This window comes from Pseudomonas sp. Rh2, assembly GCF_040762985.1.
GTDB lineage: Bacteria > Pseudomonadota > Gammaproteobacteria > Pseudomonadales > Pseudomonadaceae > Aquipseudomonas > Aquipseudomonas taiwanensis.
The window spans coordinates 3,040,133-3,062,852 of the sequence record NZ_CP142890.1 but is presented as its reverse complement, the minus strand read 5'-3'; the positions used below and the strand labels follow the sequence as shown (position 1 = coordinate 3,062,852).

General features: G+C 63.4%; 20 protein-coding genes. 3 read left to right on the top strand and 17 right to left on the bottom strand.

Going from position 1 to position 22,720, the window contains the following annotated elements; genetic code table 11:
• Positions 1-7: 7 nt before the first annotated feature.
• The 6 genes from VXM67_RS13745 to VXM67_RS13720 form a co-directional block, all read right to left on the bottom strand.
• A complete protein-coding gene (locus VXM67_RS13745; protein ID WP_367237080.1) occupies positions 8-1,723 on the bottom strand; it encodes a prenyltransferase/squalene oxidase repeat-containing protein in 1,716 nt (571 codons plus the stop codon).
• Positions 1,720-3,036, bottom strand: a complete 1,317-nt coding sequence (locus VXM67_RS13740) for an AMP-binding protein (protein ID WP_023380520.1) — start codon at positions 3,034-3,036, stop codon at positions 1,720-1,722. Before VXM67_RS13740 ends, VXM67_RS13745 begins: the two co-directional genes overlap by 4 nt.
• A gap of 299 nt (positions 3,037-3,335) precedes the next feature.
• Complete coding sequence (locus VXM67_RS13735) at positions 3,336-4,490, bottom strand: glycerate kinase (protein WP_027906976.1); 1,155 nt, start codon at positions 4,488-4,490, stop codon at positions 3,336-3,338.
• Positions 4,491-4,608: 118 nt separating this feature from the next.
• Positions 4,609-5,706 carry a sugar diacid recognition domain-containing protein gene (locus VXM67_RS13730; protein ID WP_023380517.1) on the bottom strand — a complete coding sequence of 366 codons (1,098 nt, stop codon included), beginning with the start codon at positions 5,704-5,706 and terminating at the stop codon, positions 4,609-4,611.
• 40 nt (positions 5,707-5,746) lie between these two features.
• Positions 5,747-6,394 carry a zeta toxin family protein gene (locus VXM67_RS13725; protein WP_023380515.1) on the bottom strand — a complete coding sequence of 216 codons (648 nt, stop codon included), beginning with the start codon at positions 6,392-6,394 and terminating at the stop codon, positions 5,747-5,749.
• A gap of 67 nt (positions 6,395-6,461) precedes the next feature.
• The gene (locus VXM67_RS13720; protein ID WP_023380514.1) at positions 6,462-6,728 is read right to left on the bottom strand and encodes a hypothetical protein; all 267 of its coding nucleotides are present in this window, start codon (positions 6,726-6,728) and stop codon (positions 6,462-6,464) included.
• Positions 6,729-6,971: 243 nt separating this feature from the next.
• Between VXM67_RS13720 and VXM67_RS13715 the strand changes: the two genes are divergently transcribed.
• From VXM67_RS13715 to VXM67_RS13705, 3 genes are all read left to right on the top strand, one after another.
• Complete coding sequence (locus VXM67_RS13715; RefSeq protein ID WP_186598875.1) at positions 6,972-8,300, top strand: MFS transporter; 1,329 nt, start codon at positions 6,972-6,974, stop codon at positions 8,298-8,300.
• A 147-nt stretch (positions 8,301-8,447) separates the two neighbouring features.
• Entirely contained in the window at positions 8,448-9,968 is a 1,521-nt protein-coding gene (locus tag VXM67_RS13710; RefSeq protein ID WP_023380512.1) for an FAD-dependent oxidoreductase, read from the top strand.
• A gap of 47 nt (positions 9,969-10,015) precedes the next feature.
• Positions 10,016-11,026, top strand: a complete 1,011-nt coding sequence (locus tag VXM67_RS13705; RefSeq protein WP_367237079.1) for an aldo/keto reductase — start codon at positions 10,016-10,018, stop codon at positions 11,024-11,026.
• Positions 11,027-11,114: 88 nt separating this feature from the next.
• Here VXM67_RS13705 and VXM67_RS13700 read toward each other — a convergent pair whose 3' ends face one another.
• The 11 genes from VXM67_RS13700 to benA all read right to left on the bottom strand — a co-directional run bounded on the left by VXM67_RS13700 (position 11,115) and on the right by benA (position 22,713).
• Positions 11,115-12,173 carry a metal-dependent hydrolase gene (locus VXM67_RS13700; RefSeq protein WP_027906987.1) on the bottom strand — a complete coding sequence of 353 codons (1,059 nt, stop codon included), beginning with the start codon at positions 12,171-12,173 and terminating at the stop codon, positions 11,115-11,117.
• Positions 12,174-12,300: 127 nt separating this feature from the next.
• The gene (locus VXM67_RS13695) at positions 12,301-13,551 is read right to left on the bottom strand and encodes an OprD family porin (RefSeq protein ID WP_367237078.1); all 1,251 of its coding nucleotides are present in this window, start codon (positions 13,549-13,551) and stop codon (positions 12,301-12,303) included.
• Positions 13,552-13,625: 74 nt separating this feature from the next.
• Positions 13,626-14,825 carry a benzoate/H(+) symporter BenE family transporter gene (locus tag VXM67_RS13690; RefSeq protein WP_104881792.1) on the bottom strand — a complete coding sequence of 400 codons (1,200 nt, stop codon included), beginning with the start codon at positions 14,823-14,825 and terminating at the stop codon, positions 13,626-13,628.
• A gap of 143 nt (positions 14,826-14,968) precedes the next feature.
• Positions 14,969-15,883 (bottom strand): catechol 1,2-dioxygenase, encoded by a 915-nt coding sequence (catA, locus tag VXM67_RS13685; RefSeq protein WP_023380506.1) that lies wholly within the window; start codon positions 15,881-15,883, stop codon positions 14,969-14,971.
• A gap of 39 nt (positions 15,884-15,922) precedes the next feature.
• The gene (gene catC / locus VXM67_RS13680) at positions 15,923-16,213 is read right to left on the bottom strand and encodes a muconolactone Delta-isomerase (protein WP_023380505.1); all 291 of its coding nucleotides are present in this window, start codon (positions 16,211-16,213) and stop codon (positions 15,923-15,925) included.
• Positions 16,214-16,333: 120 nt separating this feature from the next.
• Positions 16,334-17,455: a muconate cycloisomerase family protein gene (locus tag VXM67_RS13675; protein WP_023380504.1), complete on the bottom strand. Its 1,122-nt coding sequence runs from the start codon at positions 17,453-17,455 to the stop codon at positions 16,334-16,336.
• 29 nt (positions 17,456-17,484) lie between these two features.
• Positions 17,485-18,813: an MFS transporter gene (locus tag VXM67_RS13670; protein ID WP_367237077.1), complete on the bottom strand. Its 1,329-nt coding sequence runs from the start codon at positions 18,811-18,813 to the stop codon at positions 17,485-17,487.
• Between the two features lie 54 nt (positions 18,814-18,867).
• On the bottom strand, positions 18,868-19,629 hold the full coding sequence (locus tag VXM67_RS13665) for a 1,6-dihydroxycyclohexa-2,4-diene-1-carboxylate dehydrogenase (RefSeq protein ID WP_023380502.1): 762 nt from the start codon (positions 19,627-19,629) through the stop codon (positions 18,868-18,870).
• Positions 19,630-19,789: 160 nt separating this feature from the next.
• Positions 19,790-20,800: a benzoate 1,2-dioxygenase electron transfer component BenC gene (benC, locus tag VXM67_RS13660; RefSeq protein WP_023380501.1), complete on the bottom strand. Its 1,011-nt coding sequence runs from the start codon at positions 20,798-20,800 to the stop codon at positions 19,790-19,792.
• 72 nt (positions 20,801-20,872) lie between these two features.
• The gene (gene benB / locus VXM67_RS13655) at positions 20,873-21,358 is read right to left on the bottom strand and encodes a benzoate 1,2-dioxygenase small subunit (protein ID WP_023380500.1); all 486 of its coding nucleotides are present in this window, start codon (positions 21,356-21,358) and stop codon (positions 20,873-20,875) included.
• On the bottom strand, positions 21,355-22,713 hold the full coding sequence (gene benA / locus VXM67_RS13650) for a benzoate 1,2-dioxygenase large subunit (protein WP_023380499.1): 1,359 nt from the start codon (positions 22,711-22,713) through the stop codon (positions 21,355-21,357). Before benA ends, benB begins: the two co-directional genes overlap by 4 nt.
• Positions 22,714-22,720: the final 7 nt, after the last annotated feature.

The following is a 22,720-nucleotide window of genomic DNA, read 5'->3' as shown; positions in this document are numbered from 1 at the left end:
CCGCACCTCACGACAAATACAGGTTGGGCAGGCGCTGGCGCTTGCCCTCGGCAAAGGCTTCCAGCAGCCGCCCCAGGCAGGTCGACAGCGCGTCATGCCCAGGCAGGTACAGCGGCGACCAGGCATAGCCCTGCTCGCTGCGTATCTTGCCGAGGAAAAAGCGCAGGTGCGCAAGGTCGCACGTAATGTCCAGATCGCTCATCAGCGCCATAGCCTGGTAAGTGCTGAGCAAGTCCGGAATGCGCCGGCCCTGGTTGGCGAAGCCGCCCTGGGGTACCTTGTGTGCCTCCAGCAATGGCATGACCGCTTGCCTGACATCCTGGCCAATGAACGCCAGGCAACCGAGCGCCTGCAGCGAAGCGCGCAAGGTGGCCTGCCCGCGCGGGTAGGTTGCGTGGCCGCCGGACTTCCGGCAGCTGGCCACGAACGCCTCCAACTGCGCCAGATCGACGCCTGCGTCGTCGTTCAGCTGCCGCAGCACCGCCACCGCCGATGCGGTGGAGACCATGTCCGAGCCTCGCCCCTCCCAGAAACCGAAGCCGCCGTCAGGGTTCTGCAGCGTGGCCAGCCATTGGCCGATGGCCCCGCGCGATGCCGGCAAGTCAGCGAACGCGCCAGCCGCCAGGGCCCAGTTGCTGCAACGCACTTCGGCACCCCGTCCGGGCATGTACATCACCCCCGGCTCGTTGGGCATCTGGCAGCCTTCGATCCAGCGCAGCGCCTCCGCTTGCCGTGCAGGCGGCAAGGCGCCGCCGAGTATGGCCGCCGCGGTGGTCAGCACATCCGCGGCATCGTCCTGACGGCGGTAGGTGTAGCCGCCTTCAGGCACGGCCAGGCTGGCAATGAACCTGGCCACGTCGTCTGCAAGGTGTCCCAAGGGTTCATTCAGGGCCTTGAGCGTGCCCACGGCGCAGAACGCCGCCCAGACATCCTCGCCGTCGTAACCAGACCAGCGCACGAAAGCACCCGTCGGGCCTACCAGGGACGCGATCCAGGCAATGCATTCGCTGCGAACCAAGGGCTCGGCCTGCAATACCGCAAGGCTGGCTGTGGCACGGTAGGTCGCCCACAGGCACGGCACGTCGGCGGCCTCGCTGAAGCGAAACCCGCCGCTATCCGTCTGCTGGGCTTGCAACCAGCCAATCAACTTGTCGATGTTCCAATCAGGTGCTGGCAACCCTTGGCTTGCCAGGGCGCGTGCCGCCATCACCCCGTAAAAGCAGGCCCGCGTATCGGCGTGGTTGCGTTGGGCGAAATCGGCGGACCAGCTCAAACCACCATTGGCGCACTGCAAACCGCCCAGCCAGGTGTACAGCGCCTGCACCTCGGCCACCTTGCCTGCACAGACCTCGATCAAGGTGCGCAAGGCGTAATGCGTGGCCCAAACGTCTGCGGTCTGTCCTGGGCACATGGCGTAGGCCTCGCCGTCGAACAGGCTGTGAAGCCAGTGGGCGGTTTCCTCGGATCGGTCAACGGCGATGCCCAGGTCCTGGAGTGTCTGGGTGCAATAGAAAGTGGCCCATGCATCGGACGGCATGCCTTTGCTCCAGGCAAAGCCGCCATCGCGGTTGCGCCGGGACTGGATGTAGCGCTGCAGGGCGAGGCTGTCCACGGCGTCCAACCGCTCGACCCAGGCGAGGCTGCGAATGGCTGCGTAGGTGCACCACAGGTCCGGCTGACCGTTGGCCAGCCCATGCCCTTCGGGGAACCGTGGCCCGATCATGGCTGGCCTCCGACGAAGCGCAGGTTGGTCTTCTTCCAACTCTTTTGCGATGCGCCGCTCTTGTTCACGGCCGACAGGTTGTTGACGAACAACACCCGGCTCCAACGCAACCCCATGCGCTGCTGCGAGCGCACCAGCAACTGAGCCTGCAGGTGTTGTTCCGCGCCGCTGTCCCAGTCCACGTCACGTTCCAGGATCAGCGCGGCGCTATCGGCCTGGCGGTCGATTTCGATGACATAGCCGGTGGCGTTGCAAGTGCCGTACACCACCTCTTCGACCGCGCGGATATCCAGGTCGGCACCAGCCACCACCACGGTGTCGCTGTCCCGGCCGTTGACCAGCACGCTCGGGCTGGCCTGGCCCGGTATCCATGGCGCGGTGATGGTGACGCTGTCGCCGGTGTCCAGACGCAACAGTGGGCGGGCGAACAGGTTGAGCGGCGTGACCACCAAGCGCCCGGTCAGGCCTTCGGCCGGCGTCACCAGTTGCCCGTCGGGCAGCAGCAGTTCGAAATAGTTGGTCGCCGTCGCCAGGCGCATCTGCTGATCTTCGCCCACCACTGCCAGCGTCCCAGTTTCGGTACTGCCATAACTGGCGTCGAACACATCGCAGCGCCATTCACGGGCCAGGCGTTCGCGCAATGGCCTGGTATTGACCTCACCCAGCAGCATGACCGTGCGCACCGACTCAGCGAAACCCTCCAGCAGCCCGCGCTGCTTCAGAAAGCGTGTCAGTTGCACCAGCACGCCCGGAGCAATGAACATCACCGTCGGGCGATAGCTGGCGAATGTCTTGCACACCCGCTCCCAGTCGGTGATCCCGGTGGTGAAGGGGTAAAGCCGTACATGGGAAACGTCCAGGTACTCACAGACATGGGCAATCAGGTCGCCTACCGGGACGATATCCGACGGCATCAGGCTGGCGACCCGCGTGCCGGGCTGCAGCACCGCGCGCCAGTGCCCGGCGACGCTGACGGCGTTCCAGATGATGTCCTGTTTCAGCCGTGGGGTGGGTGTCGGCTCACCGGTGGTGCCGGTGGTGGCGTAGTACTTGGCGGCCTCGCTGAGTGCCACCGTGCAGAATTGAAGCGGTTGGCTTTTGAGCAAGGCTTTTGGGGTCGGCGGCAGTTGCTGGAACGCCGAGAATTGGTAGTGGCCGATGTTCGCGTACTGGGCACTCTGGCGCGCCCTGGTCCATGCGGCTTGCAATTTACGCTCATAAAAACCGGCGTCGGGAATGCGCCCGATGTGCACCTGAAGTTCGCGTTCTGCGTCCTTCAGTACGCCGTAATCCTTGTCGCTGTGAACTAGCATCGACTCGCCCTCTGGAAAAAACAGGGGCGAGAATTGGCGAGCGCGGAGGGTAAGTAAAATACTTAATTCAACAGTGCGGTGAGCGCTGAAAAGTATCAAAGCGGGTCAAATAGTGGGCTTTTGCGTACCAAACGGTGCCTTTTGCTGATGGACAAAGACCGTTTGGCCCCCGATTTCCGGAGGGATATCAGTCAGAGATGATTTAAGTATTTCTGGGGTCGTTGTGAGAGCGGCCTCGCGCGCAGCGCCAGGCCGTTCCAACAGAAAAACAGCGCAGTGGCTCGGATCAGGGGTGTTGCTTATGCCGAGGGGGCAACCGCTTGACGGGCGATACGCCACAGCCGGGCGATATCACGTGCTCTGGCATGCAGTAGCGCCGGGGCGTTGGCACAGGCATGCTCCAGGCTCATCGGCCCGTTGGCCAGGGCGAATGCAGCGTCGATACCGTGGACATACAGCTGCTGATAGCCTTCACCCAAGGTCCCAGCCAGCACCACCACCGGCACACCGTGGCGTTTGGCGACCCGAGCGACGCCCATCGGCGTCTTGCCGCGCAGCGTCTGGGCGTCGAAACGCCCTTCGCCTGTAATGACCAGGTCAGCGCCCTGCACCAAAGCGTCCAGACCCGCCAGGTCGGCTACCACCTCCACGCCAGGGCAAAACCGCGCCCCCATGAAGGCCTTGGCCGCAAAGCCCATACCGCCAGCGGCGCCGCAGCCTGGAAGATCACGCACATCCTCACCCAGCAACCGCGAACAGTGGTCGGCAAAATGGCCCAGCGCCAGATCCAGCGCCTGCACCTGCTCCGGGCTTGCGCCTTTCTGCGGGCCGAAGATCGCCGAAGCCCCATTGGGCCCACACAGGGGGTTGTCGACGTCGGCGGCCACTTCGACCTGTACGTCCAGCAGGCGCGGGTCGAGACCACTGGCATCGATACGCGCCAGCCTGGAAAGGGCCAAGCCGCCCTCCTCCAGCGCCTGGCCGTCGGCGTCCAGCAAACGCAAGCCCAGTGCCCTCAACATGCCGCTGCCACCATCGTTGGTAGCGCTGCCACCAATCGCCAGGACAATCCGCTGGGCACCGGCTGCCAGGGCAGCGGCAACCAGCTCGCCGGTACCCCAAGTGCTAGTGCGGCAGGCATCGCGCTGGCCGGGCGGGACCAGTTGCAAGCCACTGGCCTGGGCCATCTCGATAATCGCCGTGCGGCTGTCGGCCAACCACCCCCAACCGGCTTCCACAGGTTCCCCCAGGGGGCCGCGCACGCGCTGGCGACGAAGCTCGCCATGGCTGGCCGCCAGGATCGCCTCCATGGTGCCCTCGCCACCGTCCGCCATCGGGCACTGAACCAGCGCGGCATGCGGCCATACCTCGGCCAGGCCACCGGCGATGGCACGGGCGACGCCAGCCGCGTCGAGGCTGTCCTTGAACGAGTCGGGGGCGATGACGATCTTCATGGGGATTCTCCTGTCCAGATGACCGGCATGCTGACAGGTGGCCGCCTGGCTGGCCTCGGTCGAATGCACAACACGTTCGCAGGGATGATTGGGCAAATGCCTGCCCCTGGAGGCCAGGTCAATCCGCGGGCAGCAATTGCAACCCCAGGTACAGGCTTAGCATGCCTTCCAGTCGCAAGGGATCGACCTCACTCAGCTCTGCAATGCGCTCCAGCCGGTAGCGCAGACTGTTACGGTGGATACCCAGTGCGTCGGCGCAGGCCTGGCTCTGCCCATCATGCGCACACCATGCCCGCAACGTGGCGAGCAGTTGACCACTGACATCCTTGGCCCGTATGCGCTGCAAAGGTTCCAGCAGCTCATCCAGCGCATCGTCGTTGCGATGTCGCCAAAGCAGAGCCGGAAGCCGGTAGCGCGCCAGGCTAAGCAGTGGCTCATTGGGCAAGACTTCGCGTCCATAGGCCAGCAGGTCCCGCACGCGGCGGTAGCCCCGGCGCAACTGGTCGAGGCTGTGCGCCACGGTACCCAGCGCCATCCGCTCGACCTCCCAGCCATGGCGCTGCAAACGCTCCAGCAGCCTGGATTCGTCCACAACCACGCCAGCGGGGCGGCACCACAGCAAGGACTGGCGCGCGGGGCTTACGCACCAGCTGTCCGGGTAGCGGCTCATCAGCCAGGCCGAGAGTGCCTCCGAAGGCGGGCCTGACTTGAGTTCGAACAGGTAGGGTATGCGCGGCAACTGTGGCTTGAGCCCCAACTGCTGCGCTTCGTCCAGAAGCCGTGGCGAGTCACCGGTGCCGCCCAGCAGCAGCGCCAGCAAGTCATCGCAGCGCTGGCGCCGCCATTGCTGCTCCACCTGCTGGTGCCGCTGGGCCAGCAGCATTTCGGCGGTCATCCGCACCAGTTCGCCATAAGTGCGCAACTGCCGTGGGTCACCCGTAAGCCCCAATACGCCGATCAGCCGCCCATCGAGCATCAGTGGCAGGTTCACCCCGGGCTGCACACCCTTCAGGCATTTGGCCGCATCCACGTCCAACTCCACGATCCGCCCGTTGGCCAATACCAGCTGGGCCCCTTCGTGACGGGTATTGATGCGCTCAGACTCGCCACTGCCCAGGATCAACCCCTGACTGTCCATGACGTTGACGTTGCAGGGCAAAATCGCCATCGCCCGGTCGACGATATCCTGAGCCAAGTCGTGGTCCAGTTCGAACATTCCAGCTCCTCAGCAGGTTAGGCGTGGCTTGGCCGAGGGCCTAGATGACTTTGTCCACGTACGCTTGCGCGAACCAGTCTGGGAGCTCCTCGACGTTGAACCGCAGATCGGTGCCATGGGTGATCTCGGCCAGCAAGATCGACTGCTCACTGGAGTTATCGAAAATGAACGCCCGGTTAGAAGCGGCAACCGCGGAAGGCAGAAGTTCTAGCGAGCGTACGTAGCGTTGCCGGATCTTGTCTTCGGGGACAGGGTGCCCGCCATCGCTGACTCGGTTGGCTACACGACTGATGTTGATGTCAACTGAATCCGTTGCGACGAAATAAAGGTAGGTGCGATATCCGCTGGCTCGCGCCAACTCGATAAAGCGGACCTTGTCCGCACTCGACATGACGGTTTCAAAAGTGAAGCTTTCCTTGAGTTCCAACAGCTTGTTCCGGATGAAATCGGAAATCACCGAGGAGTAGTAAGAGTTCATCTCCACTTTACTGAAGTCGACCTTCTGGCCGTGCAATTCAATGTCCTGCACTGTCCCCGCCAATCCAGCCTTGCGCATCAACGGGTGTGGCCCCAAGAACCCGTGGAGCTCTTCGGAGGTCGGAGTGATGTTGAACTGAGCCAGGTCGAGCAAGCCGCTGGCTTTTACTTCCTTCTCGATATCGTCCGCATTCACGTAGGTCGAAATCAAGTTAGGGGGTACTTGGTCCTTTATGGTTGATTTGCCCGAACCGTTTGGGCCAGCGAAAACGCGTAGTCTAGGCACTGGCTTCCAACCGACGCACCTTGACCACTTCGCCAACAGTCACTTTCCTGCGCGGCTTGGTCTTGTTCACGACGCGGACAACGCCTTCAGCACTCGCTGCGACAATGTTGGAACCTTCAACCCGCAACACCGTGTGGCCTGCAGCCAAGGCACGAACATATGCAGCATATGTCGCGCAAGCAGCCGTTTGAGGGATGCTGACCTCGAGATTGTCAATTGCCTTCTCTGAAAGATCGTGCTTTAAGGCTTTTGCCGCCATGGTTGCCTCCGTTGTTCACTTCCGGGCAAAACTGGATTTCTTACATTCTAGCCTTGATTGCCCCCAAGCTGAAATGATCACTGGCCGATCCTCTCGCCCTGGCCGCTTGTTCGACGGCACAGCAGCCCGCCCAGGACACTGTGCAAAAGCACAAAGACAGCCGCCTCGCACTCCCCGAGACTCCTCAGGGCGAGCGCCGGAACAGGCGACGCGGCGACAACCATAACAACAGAGATCACAATCATGGCACACAGCCCCGCCCTTGACCAAGGCACGGACACCACCCGCAATGCGCTGTACCGGCGCATCACGCTGCGGCTGATTCCGTTCATTTTCATCTGCTACCTGTTCAACTACCTGGACCGCGTCAACGTCGGCTTCGCCAAGCTGCAGATGCTCGATGCACTTCAGTTCAGCGAAACCGTCTATGGCCTTGGCGCCGGGATATTCTTCATCGGCTACGTCCTTTGCGGACTGCCCAGCAACCTGGCGCTCAACCGCTTCGGTCCGCGACGCTGGATCGCAGCGATGATGATCGCCTGGGGTAGCCTCTCGACCTGCCTGCTGTTCGTCACCACGCCCACCGAGTTCTACACCTTGCGCCTGCTGACCGGTGCCGCGGAGGCCGGCTTCTTCCCTGGCGTAGTGCTGTATCTCTCGCGCTGGTTCCCGGCTGATCGTCGTGGCCGCATCATGGCGCTGTTCATGTCGGCGATTCCGGTCTCCGGCCTGCTGGGCGGGCCGTTCTCCGGTTGGATCCTCGAACACTTCGCCGCCGGCCAACATGGCCTGGCCGGTTGGCAGTGGATGTTCCTGATCCAGGGCCTGCCGACCGTCATACTGGGCGTGCTCGCCATCGGCCTGCTCAGTGACGGCTACCAGAAAGCCGCCTGGCTGAGCCCAGCCGAACGCCAGCTGATCGAAGCCGACCTCAAGGCCGACGCCGCCAGCAAGCCTGCCACGACGGGTGACAGCGTAGTCAGTGTGCTCACCAACCCGTTGATCTGGACCTTCGGCTTCGTCTACTTCTGCATCCAAAGCGGGGTTTACGCGATCAACTTCTGGCTACCGTCGATCATCAAGAACATGGGCTTCGACAATCCGCTGCTGATTGGTTGGCTCAGCGCCATCCCCTACTTGCTCGCGGGTGTGTTCATGATCCTTTGCGGGCGCTCGGCGGACCTGCGCAACGAGCGCCGCTGGCACCTTGTGGTACCGATGCTGATGGGCGCCACCGGCCTGCTGATCGCGGTGAACTTCGCAGGCAACCCGACCATTGCCATCCTCGGACTTTCGATCGCCACCATGGGTGCCCTCACCGGCCTGCCAATGTTCTGGCCGATGCCGACCGCACTGCTGAGCGCGAGCGCCGCCGTCGCGGGCTTGGCGATCATCAACTCGGTGGGCCAGATGGCCGGCTTCCTCAGCCCCTACCTGGTGGGCTTCATCAAGGACCAGACCGGCTCGACCGACGCGGCGCTGTACTCGCTGGCGGCGTTGATCGTGCTGGGTAGCCTGGTTGCCCTGCGCGTTTCGCGCGCTGGTATGCTGCGCGCTTGCCAAACCAATTGATGCCCGTTCGCCAGCAAGTGGGCTCCTGTCCGTAGGAGCCGGCTTGCCGGCGAAACATCCAGCAATCCTCGACCCGATCGTCAGCTCGCTGCATCACCCCAAAGGCAAAGGCGTCAAATGGTTGCAATGGCCATTTGGAGAAGCCTCATGTCCCAGCACAACGTCGCCCGCGTCGAACAACTCGATCCCCGTCGCCCCCTGCGCGTGCAGGCCGGCAGCGAAGAGCTCGTCCTGGTCCTCCAGGGCGACCAGGTACACGCCTACCAAGCCAACTGTCCCCATGCCGGTGCGCCTCTCGACGAGGGCATGGTCTGTGGCGGCCTGCTGGTGTGCCCCTGGCACAAAGCTGCATTCGCCGTCGATGAAGGCGCGGTTTGCGAGCCCCCGGCGCTGACCGATCTGCGCCGTTACCGGGCGTGGGTGAAGGACGGAGCGGTATGGGTCGACGACCAACCTCTGGCGCAGGTCGAGCCACCCCGTCACAGCGATGCCCGTTGTTTCGCGGTGATCGGTGCCGGCGCCGCTGGCTCGGCAGCGGTCGCCACGCTGCTGGCCCACGGCTTTGGTGGCCGTCTGGTCTGGCTCGACCAGGAGCACCAAAGCGCCTACGACCGTACCGCACTGAGCAAATTCGTCATCGCCGGGCAAATGCCCGCAGATGAAGTGCCAGCATTGCTAGAGCCAGAGGCACTTCGCAAAGGCCACCTGGAGCGGCTGTTCGGCAAGGTGCGCGTACTGGACACGCAGAAGCGCCGGATTACCCTTGCTGACGGCAGGCACATCGACTACGACGCAGCCCTGCTTGCCACTGGCGGCAAGCCGCACCGCCCCGCCATCGACGGTGTCGAGCTGCCTGGCGTGTTCACCCTGCGCTCGCGCGAGGACGCAGCCCGCCTGCTCGATGCCGCCGAACCAGGGCATCCCGTGGTGATCGTCGGTGATGGCTTCATTGGCCTTGAAGCTGCCTCGGCACTGCGCAAATACGGTGCCCAGGTGCATGTGGTGACCCGTCATGAAGTGCCGCTGGCCAAGCCGCTCGGGGAGCGCATCGGCCGCAGCATCCGCGCGCTGCACGAGCGCAAGGGCGTGATTTTCCACGGACCTACCGAGGTCGAACGCCTGGCCGGAAAGGGCCAGGTCGACACTGTGGTGCTGGCCAATGGCGAAACCTTGGCCGCTTCCGTGGTTCTGCTGGGCACCGGTGTCAGCCCGGCCACTGGCTGCGTCCAAGGCTTGGTGATGGCCCAAGACAAATCGTTGAACGTCGATGCACACATGCAGGCAGCCGATGGACTGTGGGCCGCCGGTGACATCGCCACCTTCCCCCTCTCGGGACGTCCGGTACGCATCGAGCACTGGCGACTGGCCCAGCAACAAGGCGTGATCGCTGCGGCCAACATGCTCGGCCAACAGCGGCGCTACGATGACGTGCCGTTCTTCTGGACCTACCAGCATGGGCGCACCTATGAAGTGCTCGGGCATGCACGAGACTTCAACCGCATGGAATTCGTCGGCGAGCCGGAAAAAGGCGACTTCATTGCCTTGCAATGCGTCGACGACCAGGTCGAGGCGGTGATTGCCCAGGGGTATTCGGATGCGATGGCGCAGTTGTCGCAACGGATGAAGCGGCCCCTGAGCCTGACTCAGGCGCTTGAACTGATTGGCTGAACCTGTGTAAAACGAACGGACACCCCCACTGCAAAGGACTTCCCAGCATGATCTATCGCTCCCTCGGCCACAGCGGTCTGCAGGTTTCAGCCCTGACGCTGGGCAGCATGATGTTCGGCGAGCAGACCAGCACCGAGGACTCGTTGCGGATCATCGACAAGGCCTGGGACCAAGGTATCAACTTCCTCGACACGGCCGACGTCTACAACGCGGGCCGCGCCGAGGAAATCGTCGGTGAAGCGATCGCCCGTCATCGGCAGGACTGGATCGTGGCATCCAAGGTGGGCTTTGGGCCTGCCGACGGCTTGCCCAACCGCAGCGGTCTGTCGCGCAAGCACATCTTCAATGCCATCGACGCCACACTCACGCGCATGGACCTCGATTACCTCGACGTCTACTACTTGCACCGTGAAGACCACAAGGTTCCGCTGGAAGAGTCCGTGCGCGCCATTGGCGACCTGCTGCAGCAAGGCAAGATCCGCTACTGGGGCGTATCCAACTTCCGTGGCTGGAGAATCGCCGAAATCTGCAACCTGGCCGAGCGCCTGGGGGTAGCCAAGCCAGTGGTAAGCCAGCCGCTGTACAACATCGTCAACCGCCAGGCCGAGCCCGAGCAGATGACGGCCGCGGCCTACCACGGCCTTGGCGTGGTGCCATTCAGCCCATTGGCCCGAGGCGTGCTCAGTGGCAAGTATGCCCCCGGCGCAGCGCCGCAGGCCGGTAGCCGTGCGGCGCGCCAGGACCGGCGGATCATGGAGGTTGAATGGCGCCAGGAGTCGTTGACCATTGCCCGCCAGATCCAGGCTTACGTCGAGGCCAAAGGCGTAGGGATCGTCGAATTCGCCATTGCCTGGGTGCTGAACAACGAGCTGGTGAGCTCGGCAATCGTGGGTCCGCGCACCGAGGCGCAATGGGACACGTATGCCGGGGCACTGGAGGTCAAGATCACGGCAGAGGATGAAGCGCTCATCGATTCGTTGGTCACGCCAGGTCACGCCTCGACGCCTGGATTCAATGACGTGGCGCATTTTGTCAGCGGCAGGCGGGCACGTCGCTGAGTGTTTTTCCGACCTCTTCGCGGGCAAACCCACGCCCATACCGTGCTGCGCCTGCGGGAGCGGGTTGACCCGCGAGCGGACCAGCCGATCAGGGCTCGGCCAGGTATTGAGTATTCCAGGCCGCCAACGGCAGCGGCGGCTGTTGATCGAAGATGCGCCGCCAGATCAACGCCAAGTCATGGCCATTGAACATGCCGCCCACCCCCGCCTTCGGCCAAGAGGTCGGCGTATCCATGATCCATCGCCCTTGGCCATCACGGCGGGCCATGGCGAAGCGGAAGGTGTAGTTGCCCGGAATCCCCATGCGCAGGTCGGTGACCACCAACGCATCGCCAATCACGTCATAGCGCAGCCAGTCATCGGTGAACCAGCGCAGGCGATTGTGCAGGGGCGCGTCTGTGAGCGCCGTGGCCACGTTCAGATTGCGCGACAGGCGCTGCATCTCGGGCGGTGTGCGGTCGAAAATGCTGCTGATACCTTCGTAGTAATCACCATCCGGCGTCTTGGCCAGCACCCGCCACACCAGGCTGTTGAAGGCCATGGGCACAGCCCGCACGTCGCTCGCCACGACCCCTTGCTGGTCGAGGGCCGCGGCAAAGCGCTGCTCGGCGGTGATCCGGCCCGCCAGGCCAAAGCCCAGGTAGGCGCTGCTGAACAGCAGGGCCAGTGAGAGCACCCGCCCCCCCCGTCCCTGCAACCCCTTGCAGGCGGCGTAGAACACCGCAGCCAGCAGTGGCACGGTATAGACCGGGTCGATGATGAACACCGCGGCCCAGCTCAGCGGAGTGAGCTGTAGTGGCCAGAACAACTGGGTACCGTAGACGGTGAATGAATCGAGGACAGGGTGCGTGACCAGCACGAGCCAGAAGGCGAGGAACAACCTCCCACGCGTGTAGCCCTTGTCGGGCCAGCGCCAGGCGACCAACCACGCCAGCATCAGGGCCAGACCGGTGAGCACGAAGAGGGAATGGGAGAAACCGCGGTGGTAGGTCATCTGCGACACCGGGTCGGCATAGCGGATGACCACATCGAGGTCCGGCACGGTACCCAGCAAGGCGCCGTACACCAGCGAGCGACGGCCCTGTATGCGGCCGAGCACCGTGCCTTGGAGCGCGGCGCCGAGCACGGCTTGGGTCAGTGAGTCCAAGGTGAAACTCCTGATGAAGTGTTACCAGGAACCTACCGTTGTCCGCACCGATAACGCAAATCTAATGACGGCGATGTCCTGTAGGCACGGGGCCGCCTCGCGCCACAATCGCAGCCCCGCCATCGTTTCAGAACAACTGCCAGGTGTACACCAGCGTCACACGATTCTCATCGATATCGCTGCGATAGTTCGAACGCGCCATGGCGTTGCGCAGGCGAATGCCCAGCCCCTTGAACACGCCACTCTGCACGGCGTAGCCAAGGTCTAGATCGCGCTCGCGGTCCCTCCCCTCGTAGTCACGGCCTGTGTCGACGTTGTCGCCGGTGATGTAGCGTACGGTCGCGGTCAGTCCAGGAATGCCCATGGCCGCGAAATTGTAGTCGTAGCGCACCTGATAGGACCGCTCATCGGTAGAGGCGAACTCATAGGTCGGCACCTCGTTGCCCAAGGGCGACACATTGGCGAATACCCGTGGGAACGGGCTGTCGCCATAGATCCCCTGGTAGCCCACATGGAAGCTGTGTCCGCCACGCCGGGCCGTGAACAGCGAGAAAAACGCCTGGTTGTCGATGTTGCCCAGCAGTGCGTCGCCATCTTCGTGGGCCGTGAAGTAGCCCAGGTTGGCACTGAGCACCCAATCGCCCAGCGGCTTGCTGTGCTTGAGGCCAACGAAACCCTGCTCGTAGATGTCCTGGAGTTGGCCATACCACAGACTAACGCTGCTTTGATTGGCGTTGAACGCATAGTCACCGCCCGCGTAGTTGAAGGCGTCGCTTTGAGCCTGGCGCTGCGGCACATGGCCGAGCATGGCGTTCATCTTGCCATCACCGGCTTCGTTGCGCAGGTGACTTGAGCTCAGGTGCCCTGCTTGCACGGTCAAGCCATCGAGCTCGGCCGAACTCAGGCTCATACCTTGGTAGGTTGGCGGTAACAAGCGGATATCACTGAAGGTCAACACGGGCAGGTTGGGCTGCAGTTCGCCAACCCGCAGTTCGGTCTTCGACAGCCTGGCCTTTAAGGTTGGCGCCAGGCGGCTGTACTCATCGGCAGCCCGGCCATCACCCTGTACCGGCAGCAACCCGGTATTGACCCGGTCCGGGCTGCTGTCGAGCTTGATGCCCAGCAGGCCCAGGGCATCCACCCCGAAACCAACTGTACCCGGCGTGTAACCTGACTTGAAATCAAGAATGAAGCCCTGGGCCCACTCCTCAGCTTTCGATTGCTGGTTGGCACCGACAATGTCGGAAAAGTCACGACTGAAATAGTAGTTGCGGGCGCTAAGGGTGGCCTTGGCATCCTCGAAGAAACCGCCGTCGGCGGCAAGAAGCGGTTGGCTGAGCAAGGTCAGCCCCAGGGCGACGCAAGGGGTGTGGTTCATTCCGAAGCTCTCTTGATCTTGTTTTTATTGATGAAGCGTTGGGAACACGGGTTTGGCAGGTGACAAGGCTCCTTTCACGGGTTGCGGCGCAGGGCGCCAAGAACTTGCGGTCGTCGCCACCTGAGCAGCGCATGGGCCAGCAGGCCGAACAGCAGGCCCCAGAACGCGGCGGACAAGCCCAGGAAAGAAACGCCAGACGCAGTGACCAGAAAGGTGAACAGCCCCGCATCGCGCTCGACAGGCTCGGCCAGGCTGCGCGCCAAGGCCTCACTGATCGCGCCGTATAGGGCCAGGCCGGCGAGTGCGGCGATCAGGGCGGCGGGAAAGGCCGCGAACAGCGACATCAATGTGGCGCCGGCGATGCCCAGCAGCAGGTACAAGACACTGCCGCAGACCGCCGCCACGTAACGCCGACGGGGGTCTTCATGGGCTTCGTGGCCGGTGCATAGGCTGGCGGTGACGGCCGCCAGATTCAGGCCGTGGCAACCAAACGGCGCGAGCAACGCACCGCCCAACGCACTGGCACTGATCAGCGGGCTGGCGGGTGTCGAATAACCGGCCGTACGCAGCACCGCCATGCCGGGCATGAACTGACCGGTCAGGGCCACCAGCGCCATGGGCAGGGCCAGGCTGAAGACCGCCGGCAGGCTGAACTGCGGCGTGATCCATTGCGGCGTCGCCAGTTGCAGCACCAGCGCCTCGCTGCGAAATGCGCCACTGGCCACGGTAACGGCAGCGCCAACGCACAGCACCGCCGCCACCGCGTAGCGCGGCTGTACCCTGCGCATCAGCAGGTAGGCGACGAACATCGCCAGCACCAGCACAGGTTGTGTGGGCAAGGCGCGGAACACCTCGGTACCGAAGCTGAACAGGATGCCCGCCTGCATGCCGGCTGCAATGGAGCCTGGCAAGTGGGCGATGATGCGGTCGAACGCCCCGCTGATACCGATCAGCAGCAGGAACAGATTGGCCACCAGGTAGGCGCCGACGGCTTGTTCGATGCCCAGTTGCGGCAAGGCAGTGACCAACAGCGCCGACCCCGGGATAGACCAGGCGATCACCACCGGTACCCGGTAACGCAAGCTCAGCACTCCACCCAGTACGGCGCTGCCCATGGACACCGCCCAGACCCAGGACGACAGCAGCCCATGGGACAGAGTGGCAGCCTCGGCAGCGTGGAAGATGATGACCAGCGGGCCGGCGTAGGAAATCAGGGTAGCGATGCAGCCGGCAACGATGGCCGACATCGAACAATCTTTGAACAGGTCTTTCATTGGACCTCTCGTAAGACTACTGGCCGGGTTGTGTTGCCGGCTCTTGTTGTCGTGTCGCTTGCTTCGCGGGTAATCCCACGCCTACAGGTCCTGTGCAGTACCCGTAGGAGCGGGTTCACCCGCGAGCAACTCGCCTCGCTGGATCAGCCCTGCTGCAGAGCGCGTGGGCGCCCGCTGCGCTGTTCGGCGTCGTTGTCCGTCGCCTTTTGCAGCTGGAAATCGAACTTCAGTTCGGCATGGCGCCCTTCGGCACTTTCGTGGAACACCACTTCACCGACCAACCCATCGCGTGTCGCATAGGCAAAGTCGTCCCACAGGTACTTGTCGCCCGCCAGGTTGATCTGGGTGGTCAGATGACGGTGCCCCGGCGCCGAAATGAAGAAGTGGATATGCGCGGGGCGCTGGCCATGGCGACCGAGCAGGTCGAGGCACTCCTGGGTCGGCCCCTGTGGGTCGCAGCCGTACCCGGACGGCACGATGGAGCGTGCGCGGTAGCGGCCTTCGGCATCGGTGATGATGCGGCGACGCAGGTTGTACGCCGACTGGCGCTGGTCGAAGAACGAATAGGTGCCCTTGGTGTTCGCGTGCCACAGATCAACGGTGGCGCCTGGCAGCGGCTGGCCTTGTGGATCGAGTACCTGGCCTTCCAGGAACATCACAGTGGCTACGCCCTCCTCGCTGCCATCGTCCATGCGCACCTCGCCTTGGGCAATCGGCGCGCCGGCCACGTACAGGGGCCCTTCGATGGTGCGGGGAGTGCCGCCGAGCAAGCCGGCTTCTGCATCCTTGGCGTCCTGCAGCAGGTCGAGGAAGTGCTCGATACCTAGGCCCGCCACCAGCAGCCCGGCCTCACCGCGACCGCCCAGGCGGTTGAGGTAGTCGACGGCCAACCAGAACTCGTCGTCGGTGATGTCCAGGTCTTCGATCAGGCGTGCGGTGTCGTGCAGCAGCCGCTGGATAATGCGCTTCAGGCGCGGGCTGCCGTCATCATTGCCAAAGCCTGCGGCCTCTTCGAAGAACTTCTGGATCTCGGCAGTGTGGGAAATTTTCACGGTCATGATGGTGTACCTCGTGTTGTTCTTGTGCGGTTGCGCGAATCAGCGGTCGTCGCTGTGGATCGACGAGGGGTGACGGCACAGGCCATCGACCTCGATGTCCATGTAGGGGAACAGCGGCAGTTGCATCAGGGTGTCGTGCAGCGCCTCGACGCTGGGCACGTCGAACACGCTGTAATTGGCGTAGTGCCCGGCGATGCGCCACAGGTGGCGCCAGGTGCCCTCGTGCTGCAAGCGCTGGGCAAGCTCCTTTTCGTCGGCCTTTAGTTGCGCGGCCTTGGCCGGGTCCATGTCGACCGGCAACTTCACGGTCATCTTCACGTGGAACAACATAGGGATCTCCTTGCTTCTGGCTTAGCGGGTAAATCGTTAGGGGCGATGCCATCCCCGTGGCGTCTGCTTCGCGGCTAGAACCACGCCTACGGGGTTATGCGTGTTTCTTCCGTAACCGCTTCAGCGGCGGGCGAAGCGCGCCAGGCGTTGTTCGTCCAGGCTCAGGCCCAGGCCGGGGGCACGCGGTACGTGGAGCTGGAAGTCGTGGTACTGAGGCGGTTCGTTGACGATTTCCTCAGTCAGCAGCAGCGGGCCGAACAATTCGGTGCCCCAGGTCAGCTGGCGCAGGGTGAGGAAGGCGTGGGCCGAAGCCAGGGTGCCGATCGAGCCTTCGAGCATGGTCCCGCCGTAGAGGGCGATGCCCGCAGCTTCGGCGATCTGCGCGGTGCGCAGCACGGCCCGGGGGCCGCCGTTCTTGGCGATTTTCAGGGCGAAGACGCTGGCGGCACCGTCGGCGGCAAGGCTGAAGGCGTCCTCGACGCTTTCGATGGACTCATCGGCCATGATCGGCGCCGGGCTGCGCTGGTTGAGACGGACCTGCCCGCGGCGGTTGATGCGTGAAATCGGCTGCTCGATCAGGTCGATGCCGCTATCGCCCAATACCTGGCAAGCACGCAGGGCCTGGGACTCGTCCCAGTACTGGTTGACATCCACCCGCACGCTGGCGCGCTCGCCCAGCTCACGCTTGATCGCGACCACGTGCTTGAGGTCCTGCTCCAGCGGGTTGGCGCCGATCTTGAGCTTGAAGACCCGGTGACGGCGCACCTGGAGCATGTGCTCGGCCTCGGCGATATCGCGGGCGGTGTCGCCGCTGGCCAGGGTCCAAGCCACCTCCAGGCTGTCGCGCACGCGCCCGCCAAGCAGCTCGCTCACCGGCACGCCTAGCCGCTTGCCCTGGGCATCGAGCAAGGCGCTCTCGATGCCGGACTTGGCGAAGGTGTTGCCCTTGGCCATTTTGTCGAGCTTGAGCATGGCGCTATTGATGTTGTCCGCTGGCAGGCCGATCAGCGCTGGCGCAAGGTGCGCGTCGATGTTGGCCTTGATACCCTCCGGGCTTTCGTAGCCATATGCCAGCCCACCGATGGTGGTGGCTTCGCCGATGCCTTCCACGCCATCGCTGCAGCGCAGGCGCAATACCACCAGGGTTTGATGCTGCATGGTGTGCATGGCCAACTTGTGCGGGCGAATGGTCGGCAGGTCGACGATGATCGCCTCCAGCCGTTCGATAATCGGGCTTGTCATGCAAGGCCTCCGGTTCAGTGAGTTGAAGATCAGGCCTGCGCCGGCGCGGCTATACCGTCGCGCCGGCCGCTGGCCAGGTGCACCGCCATGGCCAGCGCGGCAACCGCGCCGGGGATGGCGAATGCGATGAAGTTGAGTTGCAGCGGCAGGTTGATACCCATCAGCGCACCGCCCAGCAGTGGGCCGACAATGGCCCCGTTACGGCCAATCCCTGAGGCCCAGCCCAGACCGGTGGAGCGCACTGAGAGCCCGTACAGTTGCGCGGCACCGGCATACAGCAGGATTTGCGTACCGATGGTGGTGGCGCCGGCGATGAAGATCAGCAGGTACAGCACCGGCATGGGGCTGTTGACACCGAGCAGGCTGATCGACACGGCGGCGGCGATGAAGAAGGCGACCTTGACCTTGACCAGGTTGAAGCGGTCGCCCAGCCAGCCGCCCAGAATCGCACCGGCCATGCCGCCGAAGTTCAGGGCCAACAGGAACGACAAACTCGAACCCAGGCTGTAGCCGGCGTTGGCCATCAGTTTGGGCAGCCATGAGCTCAGCGCGTAGACCATCAGCAGGCAGCAGAAGAACGCCAGCCACAACGCCAGGGTCCGCACGGCCAGGCCGTCGCGGAACAACGCGACTACCGAGGCCCCCTTGCCGTTGCGGTCATGGGCCTGCAACACGTCGTCAGGTTGCACGTCGCAGCTTGGATCGAGGCGTTTGAGCAGTGCGCGGGCTTGTTCGGTACGTCCTTTGCGCACCAGAAAGCCGATGGATTCCGGCAGGTAGTGGAGAATCACCGGCAACAGCAGCAAAGGCACGGCGGCGGCGAAGAACATCGACGCCCAGCCCAGGCGTGGCAACATGAAGATACCAACGCCGGCCGACAGCATGCCGCCCAGTGAGTAGCCGCTGAACATGATCGCTACCAGTGTGCTGCGCAGCCGCTTGGGGGCGTATTCATTCATGAGCGCCACGGCATTGGGCATCAAGCCGCCGCAACCGAGCCCGGCGAAGAAGCGATAGATGCCGAACTCGCTGGGGCTGCTGGCAAAGCCGTTGAGGATGGTGGCCGTGGAAAACAAGGCGAAGCAGATGGCGATGCCATTCTTGCGCCCGATGCGGTCCGCCAGGCTGCCGAACACCAAGGCACCGAACATCATGCCGAACAGCGCGTAGCTGCCCAGCGCCCCGGCCTGCAGTGGGGTCAGGCCCCACTCTTTCATGATGACCGGCAAGACCACGCCGTAAATGAACAGGTCATAGCCGTCGAAGATCAGCAGCAGGCCGCACCAGGCCATGACCATCCAGTGGAACGGGGTAAAACGGGCATTATCGATGATCGGTTGAACATCAAGGGTTCGCATGGCATCTGTCTCTGTTGTTTTTGTTGTGGAAGAAAACCTTGCCTGGGGCGGCCGTCAGCCGAGGTCACCGCCCCCCACCGGCAGGGTGACGCCGGTGATGTAAGAGGCCTCGTCGCAGGCCAGGAACAAGATCGCGCCGACTTGCTCGTCGATGCTGCCGTAGCGCTTCATCAGGCTGCTGTCGAGGGTCTGGTCGACGATCTGCTGGTACCAGACTTTCTCCTGCTCGCTCTGCTCGGCGCTGTTGCGCGGTACGCGGCGCGGCGGTGCTTCGGTGCCGCCGGGAGCGGTGGCATTGACCCGGATGCCACGGCCAGCGGTCTCGAAGGCCAGGCACGCCGTCAGCGCATTCACACCGCCCTTGGCCGCGCCGTAAGGCACGCGGTTGACGCCACGGGTGGCGATGGACGAAACGTTGACGATGGCGCCGCTGGCGCGTTCGAGCATGTACGGCAGTGCGGCGCGGCAGCACCACAGGGTGGGGAACAGCGAGCGGCGCACTTCGGCCTCGATCTGCTCCACTTCGTAGTGCTCGAACGGCTTGGCCCAGATGGTGCCGCCGACGTTGTTGATGAGAATGTCGAGGCGGCCGAAGGTCTCGACCGCAGACGCCATGACACGGGCGCAGTCGCTGTACTGCTCGAGGTCGGCGGTCAGCGTCAGCATGCCCTCCCCGGCCAGCTCGTGGACCAGTTCGGAGCGGTCTACCGCGACCACTTGCGCGCCTTCGGCCTTGAGCCGCCAGCACACGCCACGGCCGATGCCTTGGGCGGCACCGGTGACCAGGGCGACTTTGCCTTGGAATCGATTGTTCATTGTTCCATTCCTCAACCTGCGATCAGGCGCTCGACACACCCTGTAGGCGCCGGCTTGCCGGCGATCGAAGGCGGAGCCAACGCCGTGCCCTACAGGACGTGCCAATCGAATAAAAGGGGGGCCGCCTTCACCCGCACGATGCAGGCAGCCCCATGAAAACTCAGGCAGCCGCCGCGAACTTCTCGTAGAAGAAGTTGGCCGGTGTGATGCCCTGCTCGCGGATGTACTGGCTAACCGCCTCGACCATCGGGGGCGGCCCGCACAGGTACACGTCCACGTCACCGTCGTTGAGGTGGCGCGGCTCGATGTGTTGGGTGACGTAACCTTTGCGTGGGTATTGGCTTTGCGGGTTGGCCACACAGGCGCTGAAGGTGAAGTTGGGGATGCGTGCAGCCAAGGCCTGCAGGCGGTCCAGCTCGACCAGGTCGAAATCGTTGGTGACTCCGTAGATCAGGTGCAGTGGGTGCGCGCTGCCCTGTTCAGCGATTCTCTCCAGCATCGCGGTGAACGGCGCAAGGCCGGTGCCCCCTGCCAGCAGCAACAGCGGGCGCTGAATCGGCCGCAAGTAGAAGCTGCCCAGCGGGCCAGTGAGGCTCATGCTATCGCCGGCCTTGGCCAGGCCACAGAGGAAGCTGCTCATCAAGCCGCCCGGGACGTTGCGGATCAGGAAGCTGACTTCGCCATCCTTTTGCAGCGAGCTGAAGGAGTAGGCACGGCTCTGGTCGCTGCCGGGCACCTTGAGGTTGACGTACTGCCCTGGCAGGAACGCCAGGCGGCTCAGGGACTCGCCCTTGATCGACAAGGCAATGGTGCTTTCCGACAGCTGACGCACATCGCTGATGGCCGCCTCGAAACTGGCCTGTTCGGTCTTGCAAACTTGCGAGGACGCCGGAATACGCACGACACAGTCGCTTTCGGCGCGCATCTGGCAGGTCAGCACATACCCTTCGGCGATTTCGTCCTCGCTCAGGGCATCGTCGATGAAGTTGTCGCCCAGGTCGTATTGCCCGGATTCAGCCTTGCACTTGCAAGTACCGCAGGCGCCGTCGCGGCAGTCCAGCGGAATGTTGATGCCCTGACGGTAGGCGGCGTCGGCGACGGTCTCATGGCCGCTGGCCTCGATGAAACGGGTGACGCCATCTTCGAAATTCAGTGCGATCTGGAAGCTCATGTTGCACCTCGCGGGCGAGCCTGGCCGCGGCGCGCCGTGTGGCACGCCGAACGGCGCTCGCGTTACTGCGGATCAGATGTGGTAGATGTCGATGACCTGACGCACGTAGTCGTTCTTCAGGACCACCTTCTTGGCCTTGATCAGCGGTTGCTCGCCGCGCAGGTCCAAGGTGTAGAAGCTGGTACCGAAGTAACTGTCGGTGGTCTTGTAGCGAAAGCTCAGGGTGTGCCAGTTGAAGCGCACCTGACAGCTGCCCTCGCCTTGCTCGACGATCTCGATGTTGCTGATGTTGTGCGAGGTGCGGGTGTCCGGCACAGTCGCGCTGGAACGCTCGGTCTTGATCCGGAACACCCGGTCCTCCAGACCGCCACGGTTGCCGTACCAGATCAGCGAGATCTCGCTTTGTGGGTCTTCGGTCAGGGTGTCGTCGTCATCCCAGGAGGGCATCCAGAACGTTACATCGGCTGCGTACAGCTCCAGCCAAAGGTCCCACTGGGCATCGTCCAGGTAACGCGCTTCGCGGTAAAGGAAGTCGCGCACGGTGTCATGCAGGCTCATTGCACGGCCTCCACTGGGATCAGTCGCTGTTCCTGCTCAAGGGCCTTGAGCATGGTTTCCTGCCAGTACTTGTGCTGCAGCACGAACAGGCCTTCATCCTCGGTGCGCACACCCGACAACAACGGCTTGAGCTCGATTTCGCGGGCTGCGTCGTCGGCGCCTTCGACCCAATGCTCAGCGCCGCGGGACATGTCGTTCCAGCCAGTGCCGCCGCCATAGCCGGTCTGGCAGGAACGGAACTCTTCCAGATCGTCCGGCGTGGCCATGCCGCTGACGTTGAAGAAGTCTTCGTACTGGCGGATACGCTTGGCGCGGGCGTCCGCGCTCTCGCCCTTGGGGGCGATGCAGTAGATGGTGATTTCGGTCTTGTTCACCGAGATCGGCCGGGCGATACGGATCTGCGAGCTGAACTGGTCCATCAGGTAGACGTTCGGGTACAGGCAGAGGTTGCGCGAGTTCTCGATCATCCAGTCGGCGCGTGCCTGGCCGAAGTCGGCAGCCAGTTGCTCGCGGCGCTCATAGGCTGGGCGGTCTTCGGGGTTGGCCCAGCGGGTCCACAGCAGCAGGTGGCCGTGGTCGAAGGAGTAGAAGCCACCGCCCTGCTTGGCCCAGGAGCCTGCGCTCATGGTCTTGATTTCTTCGCCGCTCTCGCGCTGCTTGCGCTGGTTCTGAGTGGCGGCGTAGTTCCAGTGCACGGAACTGACGTGGTAACCATCGGCACCGTTTTCGGCAGTGAGCTTCCAGTTGCCTTCGTAGATATAGGAGCTTGCGCCACGCAGCACTTCCAGGCCTTCAGGCGATTGGTCGACGATCATGTCGATGATCTTGGCCGACTCGCCCAGGTGCTCGACCAGCGGTTTGACATCGGCATTGAGGCTGCCGAACAGGAAGCCACGGTACGACTCGAAGCGCGCCACCTTGGTCAGGTCGTGGGAGCCATCGCAATTGAAGCTGTCGGGGTAGCCAGCGTTGCTCGGATCCTTGACCTTGAGCAGCTTGCCGCTGTTGTTGAAGGTCCAGCCGTGGAACGGGCAGGTATAGCTGGAGCGGTTGCCGCGCTTGTGCCGGCAGAGCATGGCGCCGCGGTGGCTGCAGGCGTTGAGGAAGGCATTGAGCTCCCCGTCTTTGTTGCGCGCGATGAAGATCGGCTGACGCCCCATGGTCAGGGTGAGGAAATCGTTCTTCTCGGGGATCTGGCTTTCATGTGCCAGGTAGATCCAGTTGCCCTCGAAGATGTGCTTCATCTCCAGGTCGAACAGGCGCGGGTCGGTGAACATTTCACGCTTGCACCGGTAGACGCCTTTTTCACGGTCGTCCTCGAGCATGGCATTGAGGTAGTCGAATCCCAGGGACATGGCCAGG